Here is a 12,651-nt window from a genome sequence, read left to right as displayed (position 1 = left end):
ATGCATCATTTCGTACTGCTGGTGGCTCGTGTCCTGGAATTCGTCTACCATTATGTATTTGTAGCGCTGTTTGTAGCTTGCAAGAATTTCTGGAAATTCCTTAAAAAGGCGGATTGGAAGAACAATCAAGTCGTCAAAATCAACGGCATTGTAGAGCTTTAGACCTTCCTGGTAGCCCTCGTATAGTTCGCGGTACATTTCGTTTTCCGCGTTCCACTGTTTGCGCCCGGTTTTTATGTCCGAAATTAAAATTCCGATTTTGTAAATGTCGAGAGCTTCGGGCGAATAGCGCAGTTCCCGGCCAGTTTCTTTTATGAGCGCATTGCGGTCTGTTTCGTCATAAATTGAAAAATTTTCGCGCCAGCCGAGTTTTGAAATGTCCTGCCTTAAAACTTTTACTCCGAATGCGTGAAATGTCGAAATCGTAAGAAGGGGAAGCTTTTTTCCGGTAAGTTCCTTGATACGTTCAACCATTTCTTTTGCGGCCTTGTTTGTAAAGGTGAGCGCAAGAATCTGGCTTTGAGGAACTCCGGAATCGAGCATATGGGCGATTCTAAAGGTGATTACGCGGGTTTTTCCTGAACCTGCTCCGGCAATAATCAAAATTGGGCCGTTTATAGTCATTACGGCTTCGTATTGTTCCGGGTTTAATTCGTTTTTGAGGTCTGATAAATCTGTAGCCATAGGAATATGAAGTTTAGTATTTTTTTTGATTTTTGGGTATTGCCTAAAGTTTTTTATCAGACGGAAAGTTGAATTTTATTGACAGAAAATCTTAGCCCGGATATTAGCCCCGAAGTTGCGGAGCAATGGAGCGTAAGCGAAAGGGCGGTTAGCCGGATAAGATGGTGGCATGCGCTNNTCCGTCCATTGCCTTAATGTACTGCTGCATGGATTTCTTTTCGGTCTGCTGTGCCTGTACGGCTACCTGATTCTGAATGCTTGTCATGTTTGTATCTCCTTATTTTTTTGATTTTTGCCTTGAAATAAATAAGGAGTATTTTAAATCCGTTTTGTAAAAAATTATTTTGGGTTTATAATTGGCTTATGCTTACTGATTTTAAATTAAAGCTTTTTTTTAAAAGACATAATTTTGTGTCAAAGATGATTGTTGATGAGATTTTGACAGATATGAGGCGTCCAAAATCCGAAAACCGCGGAATGGATATGAGCCGGACATGGATGCTTCCGCCTTCGAAAAATCCCGAAAATGAGAAGGTTATTGTGATTGATGCCGGCGGAACAAATTTTAGAAGTTGTCTTGTCAGTTTTGACGGTTCTGGAAATGCGGAAATTTCGGACTTCAAGAAAAGTTTTATGCCAGCGACCGAAAAAGAATATTCTAAGGATGAATTTTTTAGCGCGATTGCTGACAGAATTGAATATTTGAAAGGCAAGGCTGAGAAAATCGGTTTTTGTTTTTCATATTCGCTTGATATGACTCCGGAGCACGACGCAATTCCAAATGCCTTTAGCAAAGAGTTTAAGGCGAGGAGCGTTCTTGGCTGTCCTGTCGGAAAATGCCTTAAAGATGAACTTGAAAAACGCGGCTGGAAAGTCAGCAAAATTTCTGTAATAAACGACACTGTCGGCGCTCTTCTTGCCGGAAAGGTAAAGGAGAAGAATGCTGGTTCTTACATCGGCTTTATTCTTGGGACCGGAATGAACGCGGCCTTTGTTGCTCCTGAAGGAAATATCTGGGACGAAAAAGGGCAGAGTCAGATTATTGTCTGCGAAAGCGGAAAATGCAACAGTTTTAAGCTCAGCGATTTTGACATTGATGCAGACAAAAGAACTGCGATTCCTGTTCAGTTTCCTTTGGAAAAATGTTGCAGCGGCGCATATTTGGGAAACACCTGCCTTTCTTTTTTGAAATTTGCGGCGAATGAAAATCTTTTTTCTAAAAAAGCGGCTGAAAATTTAAAAAAACTGGCTTTGCTTTCTACAATTGACGCGGATAATTTTTTGAACGGCTTTGATGAAAAATTGCAGGAAAAAAACGAAAATCCTGTCGAAAAATGCTGTTTTACAGAAAAAGACAGAAAACTTGCCTTTAAGCTTTTGGATTCCGCTGTAGACAGATGCGCGCATTATGCGGCTTCGATTTTGGCTGCAAACCTTATTGCGACAGAAAAAGGTAAAATTGAAGGAAATTCTCCTGCAAAAAAAGTATGTATCGTCTGCAACGGAACAACTTTTTACAAAACTCATAGACTTAAGGAGCGGACAGAAAAATATCTTTTTGATTATGCATACAAAAAATGCGGAATTTCTTATAAAACAGTTTGTGTTGAGAATGATATTACTTTAGGAACTGCGGTTGCCGCTTTGATTTAAGGCTTGTCTGCAAAATCGAAAAATGAAAAGACTTTTTTTTGCTTTAGTTTGTGTTTTTGTTTCTTGTTTTTCTGTCTTTGCCCGTGGCGGATGCATGAGCGGAACAAAGGGCGGTTTGAATGAAATACAGACGCGGTATTTTGATATTATTTTTCCTGACAGTTGTATGCAAACTGCTCAAAAAATTGCCGCTGTCTGCGATTCGTATTATGAGGAAATCGCTTCAGACTTTGGTTACGAGCCTTACCAGAGATTTCCTGTTTCGATAACTGACCAGGTTGAGGCGGTAAATGCCTATTTTTCGATGGCGCCGTACAATCAGATTGTTCTTTATGACACAGAAATGGATTACGAGCTTGATATGAACGAAAAAAGCGTAGAGGCAATGTTTTATCATGAATTGGTTCATGCAGTTTCGCTCAATTCCAAATCTCCGTTTTGGCGGGGGATGTCGGTTTTTGCGGATTTTTTTACTCCGGCAGGAATTTCACTTACTTCTTTTTGGTTTGAAGGAGCGGCAGTTGCTTTTGAAAGCCAGAAAAAAGGCGGAAGGCTGAACGATCCGTTCTTTACTCAAAAAATTGCTGCGGCAAAACTAAAATCTCTCTCGGGCAAAAAAAAATTCCCTTCGTGGCGCGATGTTAGCGGAGCAAGGGATATTTTTCCGTACGGAAACGATGCGTATATTTTTGGCTCTCATTTTGCCAGATATTTGATTCAAAAATACGGAAAAGAAAAATATGCGCAGTTTTGGAAAAACGCTGGAAGCAAAACCGATTTTTCTTTTTGCGCCGGCATTTTTTATAAAACTTTTGGATTAAAACTTGACGAAGCCTGGAACGATTTTTACGAAAACCTTTGGGTTCCAAAAATCGACTTTGACGATTACAATGAATTTATTTCTGCGGAAAATTCAGTTTTTTTTAAAGGCGGAAAAAAATCTCTTGTAAAAACGCTGGATTCTTTTTTTGACGGACAAACCGGCGAGTGGAAAACTGTCTGGTTCGATTTTTTTTCAAACACGGTTTATCTTGATTCAAAAAAACTTTTTACTGCAAAAAATGTTCAAAAATTGCGTTTTTCAGATGACGGAACGAAAATTTTTGTAAACAGGCTTGCCGGCAGTTCAAACGTAAAAGTAGAAGATTTTGAATATGATCTAAAGTCCAAAAAAAAACAGAAAATTGAGCACAGCCGCGAAAATTTTGAAAAAACGCACGGTCTGATTCCTGTAAAAAACGGTCTTTCCTGGAGCCTTTTGTACGAGGATCAAAAGGGAAGAAAGGCTGAATGGACGTTCGGCGATAGAATTATTCACAACGTTCATTTTGAAAAGGAAGAAAACTGCGTTCTAAGTTTTGTCTTTGTTTGGGCAAAAATGGAAAGCCAGAGCCTTGCACGGCTTGGAAAAATTTTTATTGATAAAAATACCCTGAATGCAAGAATTGAGTTGCTTTCAAAAGACAGCGCTGTGTTTTTTATCGAGGCTGTGCCTTGCAAAGACGGTTTTTTAGTCATAAACGAAGAATACGATTCAAATCCGCTGCGCTTTGTAAAAATTGACAAAAATGACTGGCAGGAATTTGTTCCGGTTGAGAGTAAAATACTTCCTGAGCAAAACATTTTTTTTGAAAAGTCGGATTTTTCTGAAAAAACAGAAGCTTTTGAACCGGAAAGCCGTGAAAATTTTTTGACAGAAGAAAAGTTTGAGAAAACAAAATACAGTCCGGCAAAATATTTTTTTAACGGCGCTTTTCTTCCTGTTGGAACAGCAAAAACTTATAATCACGATTTTGAAATTGACGATGACTTTATTTGGGGCGCAACTTTTATAACTTCGACTCCGTGGACAGATAAAATTACGGTTTTGTCGGCAGGTTTTGATTTGCTTTTGCAGCATTTTGCCCTTGAAGGTTCAATTTCAGGGGGAAATGACTGTTTTAATTATGCTTTCTGCGGAGATGTTTGTTTTGATTCTTCTGGATTTAAGAATTCATATTTAAATTCGGCTGTCACAAAGGTTTTTTGGCAGGGATTTTATTCAATTTTTTCGTCTGGACTTAGTTTTACCTGGGTTTCTGGAACTGAAAAAACATCTTCTGAAGGAAAAATTCTGGTTGACGGAAAAACAGAAACTGATGAATATCGGCGCACTGGAAATTCAGTTGACGGAAAAATATTCCTGAATTTTTCGACTGTCCGAAGTTTTGGTCCTAAACATTCTCAAAAAACTGGATTTTATTTTAAGCCCTTTGTCGATTTTGAGAAAACTGCAATTTCGTACGATTTTGATTGTTTTGGAAAAATTTATGATGAAAATGAAAAATATTTGAATTGCGGGACGGAAACTCAAATTTTTGTTCCGTTTTTTCTTCCTGTTAAGCTGAAAGCCGCAATTTTTCCTTCTAAAAAATATTTTGCTTCCGGGGATGCTTGCATTGAGCTTTTTTCGCATGAAATTCAAAAAGGAATTCCGGCAGTTTCGGTTTATGTCCAGCATTTTGCCTTAAAAATGTCATATTCCGCAAATGTAAAATATGAACCGGAAGAGTTTTTTGCTGTAAAACGCACCTTTAAGATTGCAGAAAACCTAAAATACGAAGATTTTTCGGACAGTCTGGGTTTTTCCGGAGAAATTACTTTTGCTCCAAATACGAGTTATTTTGCTTCATCTTCAAGTAATTTTACTCTCGGCGCTTACATAAATTATTTATTGAGAACAGATAAAAATTCAAAATGGAAAGCCGGTTTTTATGCGGTTTTTTCAAATATTGCGTGGTAATAAAAAATAAGTTAAACTTAAAGCATTGGATTGTCTGCCAAAAAATATGCGAATTGAATTTATTTTATTGGGCAGCGGCATTTTTATATTTTAAAAAGAATTAAAAAATCAAAAATAAGTGATTTTGGGCGGGGAAAATGGCAAGAAGTCGTGGAGTCGGAAAGTCAATAGCATTGCTTTTTTTAATTTTGGCAATTATTCTTGGCGGACTTTTGTGGTTTGATTATCTTGGAATAATCAAGGCAAAGTCTATTTTTGCTCCGGTTTATAAACTTTTTGGACTTCAGCCTCAGACTTCTGTTTCTGCGACTTCATCAAAGCCGTTGCAGGCAAATTTAGAAGACGACAGGCTTGCAAAAAGGCTTGAAGCCCTCGAAATTCGCAGTCAGGAACTCGACAAAAGAGAATCGGACATTGCACGCTCAGAAACCGCAAACGAGGCGATTGCGCGCGAACTGGAAGACAGGCAAAAATCTCAAGAAGAAAGAGAAAAAACATTCAACAATGAGGTCAAAAAGTACGATGATAGAAATACAAACATCGAACAAATTTCGACCTATTTGCAGAATATGCCGCCAAAAACGGCAGTTGAGCAGCTTCTCGGAATGGACGATCAGGATATAATCGACATTTTCCGAAAAACAGATGCCCAGGCGTTAGCTTCAAACACTGTCTCTATGACTTCTGTATGGCTTATGAATATGCCTTCGGAAAGAGCTGCTATAATTCAGCGAAAAATGGCGAGCAAGCCGGAAAAACTCGACTGAGCCTGCCTTTTTATCTAAAAAGGCAAAAATCGGAACTTTTTTAGGTGTTTGATTTACGACCGGAGGTTCTGATTATGCAGGGCATTCAACTTGATTCTTTTGTGCCTCAAATTCAGACAAAGCAAATCTCTGCCCAAAAAAATTCTGGAGAAGGCGAATCGTTTTTAGAAATGGTTCATTCTCAGCAGAGCAAAATCAAAGAAACTTCAAAAGAAAAAAGCTTAGGTTTGAGGGCGGATTCTGATTCTGAAAAAGACGAAAAACTCGAAAAATCTGAAAAATCTTCGTCAGAAAACAAAAATGCAGAAAATGCAGTTCTGGCTTTGCTAAAAAATTCTCAACCAGAAGAAATTCCTGCCGAAAAAATAGATTTAACTGACGAGCTAAAAAATCTTTCGCTCAAAGATTCTCTTGAATTTGAAAAAACTGAAAAAAATCAAATTTCTCAGAAGCAATTCAAATGGCTGAAAACTCCTGTTGTAAAAAATATTTCAGAAACAGACGAAATTGAAGAAATGTCTTCCGAGGATTTTGCGGAACTTATCGACAGTGCCATTGAATTTATTCCGGGACAAGCAAGCGACGAGGAACTTTTTGAAAAAGCGCAGAATCTTGCCTTAAAAGATCCTGAAATGTTTCTTAAAAACGCGGAAAATCTTTCAGAAATTCAGGGTGAAACGGTTGTTTTGAACGAAGAATTGAAATTTTCTAAAAATAATTCACAACTTTCTGATGAAAACAAAGAAAACTTAAAACAGACAAAAAAATCTGCAAAAATTCAGGTGACTGATTTGCGGACAGAAAAAATCGATTCAAAATCCGCTGAAATTCAGGTTGAAAAAACAAAAGAACGCAAGGATTTTAATCTTGCTTATAAAAAGCAGAACGAAAATACCGTTCAGATTACAATGGATTTTTCGAATTCTGTAAATCAGAACATAACTGCTTCTGACACTCAGAGCGCCGCTGCAAACGGGTCAACTTTTCAAAATATGCTTTCAAATGCAATTCAGGCAAATGCGCCGGATTTTGTAAAGGCAGGAAATATCGTTTTGCGCGACAATAATACCGGAAGCATAAATCTTGTAATGCATCCGGAAAAACTCGGAAATGTAAAAATCGCCTTAAATCTTTCGGACAAAACAGTTTCGGCTTCGATAACTGTTCACTCGCAGGAAGCTTATAATGCTGTAAAAGACAGTATTGCCGCTCTTAAAAATGCTTTTGCCGGCAGTGGCTTTGAAACCGGAGAATTCAACTTGAATTTTGCAAACCAGGGCGGTCAGTTTGCGCAAAATCACGAACAAAATTCACAAAACGGACAGTCGCAGTTTTTTGCAAACCGGGTTTATTCAGAATATACAGCGGACGGAGGGGCACTTGCTGATGAGAAAGTTGCCCGCTACGTTGAGAATAACAGTTATGCTGTGAATATTGTTGCATAATTGCTGCTGATTTTTACAAAAAACTAAACTGAAGAAAAATTTTGCCGAAAAATTTTATAAATGCTTGCAGAAAGCTGGGAGAAAAAAATGAGTTTTACAACAACAATGAATGCGACAGAAAAGTTTCAGATTCAAAATGCAGTTGATTCATTTAACAAAACTTTGACTGTAAACGGTCGTAAAACCAGTAACGAATTAGGAAAAGATGATTTTTTGAAGATTCTGATTGCTCAGCTTTCAAATCAGGATCCGACAAATCCTCTTGAAAATACAGACTTTATTGCTCAGATGGCGCAATTTAGTTCTTTGGAACAGATGACGAATATGAGCCAGGGCTTTGAAAAAATGGCAGGACTTATCAATTCCAGCGAAGCCCAGTCAATGCTCGGAAAAACAGTTGAGGTTGAAGCGGGCGATGTTGCGGTAAAAGGTCAGGTTGAGGCGGCAACAAGAGGAAGTCAGCCGCAGGTTCTTGTAAACGGCATGTATTATAGCATGGATAAGATAAAAGCAATTTACGGCATTTAATGCCAGTTTTTACGGTTGCACAATAAAAAAATTAAATAACTGTACCAACCTTTGACGGTACATTGAACGAGGGTAGATATATGATGAGATCACTTTATTCGGGCGTTTCTGGCCTTCAGAACCACCAGACGAGAATGGATGTAATCGGTAACAACGTTTCCAACGTAAACACAACAGGTTTTAAACGCGGCCGTGTTAATTTTCAGGACATGATAAGCCAGCAGATGGCTGGAGCTGCAAAACCGACAGAAGAAAAGGGCGGTGTAAATCCTAAGGAGGTCGGTCTTGGAATGACAGTTGCTTCAATCGACACTGTATTTACACAGGGAAATCTTCAGTCAACAGGAATTGCAACAGACCTTGCCATTCAGGGAAACGGCTTCTTTCTCGAAAAAAACGGTGAAAAATCATACTACACTCGTGCCGGAGCTTTTTCTCTCGACAGCGATGGAACTCTCGTAAATCCGGCAAACGGTTTTAAAGTACAGGGATATATGGCCCGCGAGATTAACGGCGAAATGGTTCTCCAGACATCTGCCACACCGGAAGACCTTGTAATTCCTGTAGGCTCAAAAGATCCTGCAAAGGCAACCGCTTCTGTAAAATATGCTTGCAACCTTAACAAAAATACGCCAGAAATTCAGGAAGGAGCTAATGCGGCTGACGTTGCAAAGGGAACTTGGTCAATCGAAGAAAAAGTTTATGACAGTTTCGGAAATACACACCTTCTTACAATTAATCTTACCCGCGTTCCTGGAGTGCCAAATCAATGGCGTGCAGAAGTGAATGTTGATGCAAATAATGCCGACTTTACTCAGACTCGCGTTGGACTTGGAACAACAGACGGAGTTGGCAATACTTTTCTTGTAAATTTCGATAATACTGGAACTCTCCAGTCAGTAACAGACGAAGCTGGAAATCTTACAAATCCTACGGGCGAAGTAATCCTTCAGGCAAGTTACACTGTACCTGGAGCAAATCCAAACGAAGATGGAACTCCATACCGTCAGACAATGGATATTAATCTCGGAACAATTGGCAGCCAGAAAAATACCATTACGCAGAGCGCTTCTCCTTCATCAACAAAGGCTTTCTTTCAGGACGGCTACACGATGGGTTATCTTGAAAACTTCAAAATCGATTCGTCAGGAATTATTACAGGAGTTTATTCAAACGGTTCTAGCCGCACAATAGGACAGCTTGCATTGGCAACTTTTTCAAATCAGAATGGACTTGAAAAAGCTGGTGAAAATACTTATGTAGAAAGTAATAACTCAGGTCTTGCTAACATCGGTATTTCGGGAATTGCCGGAAAAGGCAGTCTTCTTGCTGGGGCGCTCGAAATGTCAAACGTAGACCTTTCAGAACAGTTTACCGATATGATTGTTACACAGCGTGGCTTCCAGTCAAATGCAAAAACTATTCAGACTGCTGATACCTTGCTCGAAACAGTTCTTTCTCTTAAACGCTAGCAATAAATAATTAAAAATCATAGGGCTGTCCTTGATGAAGTTTTATAGCTTTTAGGACAGCCTTTTTTTTATGCAGGCGGCTATATTCGCTGACGGCGGCGTCCTTGCCACCTTTTCGCCTGCGGCGCGCTCATTGCGCTTCGAATCCTGTACGGTCTTTTTTCTGTATTTTCGTTTAAAATAAAAAAAGCCTTACTGTATTTAGCAAGACTTAATCGGGATGACAGGATTCGAACCTGCGACATCTTGGTCCCAAACCAAGCGCGCTACCAGCTGCGCTACATCCCGTAACTATAAAAAAGAATGGGCACTGAGAGACTCGAACTCCCGACAACCTGGGTGTAAACCAGGGGCTCTACCAACTGAGCTAAATGCCCGGATGAAACCACTGTCATTTGATAAAAAGAGTGGGCACTGAGAGACTCGAACTCCCGACAACCTGGGTGTAAACCAGGGGCTCTACCAACTGAGCTAAATGCCCATTTCGTCAAACGACTTTGTTAATATAACAAATCTAAAAAAAAAGTTCAATACCTTTTTTCTTAAAAAGTTAAAAAAATCAATTTATTTAGCCTTTTATCATTCTGTTCATTGTGTTTTTTATTTCTTCTCTAAACATTACTAGATCCATTATTTTTAAAGAAACAGTGGTATCAAGTTCTCTTCGGATTTTATTTTCTGAAATAAGAACTGTATCAAATGCGTAATTTACTTGATCATAGCCAGGACGTTTTACTTCAATTGAAAAATTAAATTTTTTAGTTTCGTCTGCTTTTTTTGCTTCGATTGCTTTTGGCCAAAAGCTATAAGAGCCTTTTGTGCTGCTGTATGTGTTCAGCGGATTTGCCCAGGTAATGTCCGCCATATCAACTTCTTTTCCGTCCATCTTGAGCGTTACGGTTGCATTTGCGAGCGGCTCAAAAGTGTTTCCTTCGAGAATTGAGCCCTGAATTATTGGAAAGTTAAAAACCGGTTTTTCGCAGGCTTCTACAATACATTCTGTTCTTGCGGAAGAGTGGAACGGTCTTTTTGTCGAGCTTATTATTCTGATTCCTTCGATTCCGATAGCGTCAATATCGGCTTTTATCTGGGCATCTTGCAGAACATCGCGCGCATGAATAACTCCGCGGCCGCTTACAACGTATCTTGGAGCGACACGGTTTAAAACATAGCTTATGGCATCAGCCCGGCAATTTTCGCAGTCGCAGGTAAGCCAGCAGGCGTTAACCTCTTTTATCTGATTGTAAAGTTTATTTATCCGGTGGCCTACAACTTCTTCCATTAGGTTATGAATATTCATCGCAAATTGCTCCGTTTTTAGTAAAAAAATATTTTCTGAATTATAAAACAAAAAAAGATTGAGTGCAAATTTTCTGGCAAAACCAATTTCCTGATAAAAGCGGATAAACTTCAGCCTTTAATTTTATATTTTGTTATGATAAAATACGCTATCGATGCTAAAAAAGTTTATTTTTTATTTTGCTGTTTTCTGTCTCGTTCTTGTTTCCTGTAAAAACAGCGATTTTGGCGATACGGATCAGAATTCATCTTCGTTAAAGTCGGTTGCCGAAAAAAAAATCACCGGAACCGACTGGACTTTTGAGCTTGAAAAAGACAGGCTTTCTCAGGATATTTCCGTTGTAAACACTATAGAGAAAAAAATAAAACTTACTCCTCAGGTTTTCTTAAATTCGGCTTATTCAAAAAGTTTGGAGCCGGTTTTTCCTTATGTCGAAGATTTTGGCTCGCTAAACACTTCTAATTTTAATTCGGAAATCAAAAAAATGGCCGAGGAATTTGCCTCTTCGCTGTGCAAAAGCAAATTTGCTTCAAATCTTTTTGATCCGTCCGATATTTATGAGCTTGCGCTTTTTTCTATTGAATTAAAAAATCGCTGGGAAAAAACTTTTGATTTTCCTTATCCGGAAAATGATGAAAAAAAATCCGAAGAGCTTCAAAATCAAGAAAAAACTGGTGAAAATTCTTCTGACGCCGAAAAACAAACGGTTCAGGAAATTATTCTTTTTGATGAGTATATTCTAGGCGAGCCTTTTGAAATGAATTCTCTCTGCGAAGTTCCTGTCCGCTTTGTGCAAAAAAAAGGTTTTGCCGATGTAGCTCTTTATTTTTTCAAGAATCCTAATGGAAACTGGAAAATCAACCAGCTGCAGATTTTAAAAATGCAGAAAAAAATCAAAAAGAATGCAAGATAAAAACAGCCGAAAATGGCGTCTGGTTTTATCTTTAAAAGTTTGCGTTGCAAACTTTTTTAATCTTGACTTTTTATAGGAGAGTTAGGTGCAAAATCAGGAAGAAAAGAATCAACCAGGCGCACAAAAAAATTCTTCGCAGTTGACGGGAATTGAACGCCAGCTTGTCCTTCAGTATTTAATGGACGCAAATGTTCCTGTAACTTTGACAGAAGAAATTGAAATTGATCAGGAAAAAGCGNNCCGAAAACGGGCACAGAATACGAACTGTGGCTTCGGGCGTTTTTCCTGTTGCCCTTCCGGGAGAGCAGATAACAGTCCTTGATCAGGGAATAATTCTCTTAAAAAATCCGCCGGAAAGCGTGAAGGTTTTTGACGGAAAAAAAGTCCGGGTTCAATTTTATTTTAACAGGCTCGGACTCTATTTTATAACGACAGTCAAAGCCGTAAAATCCGGACTTGCGCTTGTAATTCCTTCTGTCATAAGCAAAATTCAGGAGAAAGAGGCAAAAAAAACTGAAAATTTTTCGGCGGTTTTGTGCTTCAATTCAAATTCCTCTTCAGAAAAAAACATTTCTTCGAGCGTAAATTGCGGTTTTTCGCCGGAATATCCGCTTTTTGTAAATCCAAAGTGGAGCGATGTTGAAGAGCCAAACCAGCAGGAAGCAAAAAAATACCTTGAAAAATTTGTCATGCTTTTGCGCTCTGACGGAAAATCCATCGGAAACGGACTTTTTTTGATTTCTGTCGTGCGTTTTCTTTCAGATAAGAATTTTAGCCAGAACCAGCCAATCGAAGGCCGGAAAAATCCCCCTCAGATAATTTACATAGACAGCGAAAGGCTTGTTCTTGCCGCCAAAAAAGAGAATATCATCGTAAATAAAGACGAAGAGTATTCTGTTGTCCTTGGCTTTCCGATTTCCAAGGGGCCGATAAAAGAGAGGACTGTCTACGCGGTTTTTACAGTTGAAAATATTTTTGAAGACGACTTGAACCAAAAATGCTGCGCCGTCTGCCGTTACAAAAATATAAAAGAAGAAGACGTCCGCTATCTGGAAGATAAAAAAAATTAAGTCGGAGCGAAAAAGGCGGAATCTACAGCAAGATGAT

The 12,651-nt window shown here is 38.8% G+C and carries 10 protein-coding genes and 3 tRNA genes; 8 read left to right on the top strand and 5 right to left on the bottom strand.

The genetic code is table 11. The annotated features are described in order from the left end of the window. Window positions 1-684 (bottom strand): ATP-dependent helicase (locus B3Y13_RS00450; RefSeq protein ID WP_296691925.1); only part of this gene is annotated, 684 nt, incomplete at its 3' end. 363 nt (window positions 685-1,047) lie between these two features. On the opposite strand from B3Y13_RS00450, the gene B3Y13_RS00445 reads away from it, so the two are divergent. The 6 genes from B3Y13_RS00445 (at window position 1,048) to flgE (ending at window position 9,331) form a co-directional block, all read left to right on the top strand. Then, window positions 1,048-2,337, top strand: coding sequence for a hexokinase (locus B3Y13_RS00445; RefSeq protein WP_296691923.1), 1,290 nt, complete (start codon window positions 1,048-1,050; stop codon window positions 2,335-2,337). Between the two features lie 22 nt (window positions 2,338-2,359). Further along, entirely contained in the window at window positions 2,360-5,119 is a 2,760-nt protein-coding gene (locus B3Y13_RS00440; RefSeq protein WP_296691920.1) for a hypothetical protein, read from the top strand. A 137-nt stretch (window positions 5,120-5,256) separates the two neighbouring features. Beyond that, window positions 5,257-5,886 carry a periplasmic-type flagellar collar protein FlbB gene (locus tag B3Y13_RS00435; protein WP_296019947.1) on the top strand — a complete coding sequence of 210 codons (630 nt, stop codon included), beginning with the start codon at window positions 5,257-5,259 and terminating at the stop codon, window positions 5,884-5,886. 74 nt (window positions 5,887-5,960) lie between these two features. Next, window positions 5,961-7,331: a flagellar hook-length control protein FliK gene (locus B3Y13_RS00430; protein WP_296691918.1), complete on the top strand. Its 1,371-nt coding sequence runs from the start codon at window positions 5,961-5,963 to the stop codon at window positions 7,329-7,331. 87 nt (window positions 7,332-7,418) lie between these two features. Next, window positions 7,419-7,859 carry a flagellar hook assembly protein FlgD gene (flgD, locus tag B3Y13_RS00425; protein ID WP_296019942.1) on the top strand — a complete coding sequence of 147 codons (441 nt, stop codon included), beginning with the start codon at window positions 7,419-7,421 and terminating at the stop codon, window positions 7,857-7,859. An 80-nt stretch (window positions 7,860-7,939) separates the two neighbouring features. Then, a complete protein-coding gene (flgE, locus tag B3Y13_RS00420) occupies window positions 7,940-9,331 on the top strand; it encodes a flagellar hook protein FlgE (protein WP_296019939.1) in 1,392 nt (463 codons plus the stop codon). A gap of 215 nt (window positions 9,332-9,546) precedes the next feature. Here the strand turns inward: flgE and B3Y13_RS00415 are convergent. The 4 genes from B3Y13_RS00415 to B3Y13_RS00400 form a co-directional block, all read right to left on the bottom strand. Then, window positions 9,547-9,619, bottom strand: a tRNA-Pro gene (locus tag B3Y13_RS00415). A gap of 16 nt (window positions 9,620-9,635) precedes the next feature. After that, window positions 9,636-9,708: transfer RNA gene (locus B3Y13_RS00410), tRNA-Val, on the bottom strand. A 31-nt stretch (window positions 9,709-9,739) separates the two neighbouring features. Further along, a tRNA-Val gene (locus B3Y13_RS00405) sits at window positions 9,740-9,812 on the bottom strand. A gap of 87 nt (window positions 9,813-9,899) precedes the next feature. Beyond that, window positions 9,900-10,631 (bottom strand): late competence development ComFB family protein, encoded by a 732-nt coding sequence (locus B3Y13_RS00400; RefSeq protein WP_296019936.1) that lies wholly within the window; start codon window positions 10,629-10,631, stop codon window positions 9,900-9,902. Between the two features lie 154 nt (window positions 10,632-10,785). Here B3Y13_RS00400 and B3Y13_RS00395 point away from each other — a divergent pair, with 154 nt between their 5' ends. Beyond that, window positions 10,786-11,544, top strand: coding sequence for a hypothetical protein (locus B3Y13_RS00395; protein ID WP_296691914.1), 759 nt, complete (start codon window positions 10,786-10,788; stop codon window positions 11,542-11,544). Between the two features lie 266 nt (window positions 11,545-11,810). Beyond that, window positions 11,811-12,614, top strand: coding sequence for a hypothetical protein (locus tag B3Y13_RS00390; RefSeq protein ID WP_296691910.1), 804 nt, complete (start codon window positions 11,811-11,813; stop codon window positions 12,612-12,614). Window positions 12,615-12,651 lie beyond the last annotated feature (37 nt).

Source organism: Treponema sp. UBA7567 (assembly GCF_002476655.1).
Lineage (GTDB): Bacteria > Spirochaetota > Spirochaetia > Treponematales > Treponemataceae > Treponema_D.
This window is presented reverse-complemented; position numbering and strand designations above follow the sequence as displayed.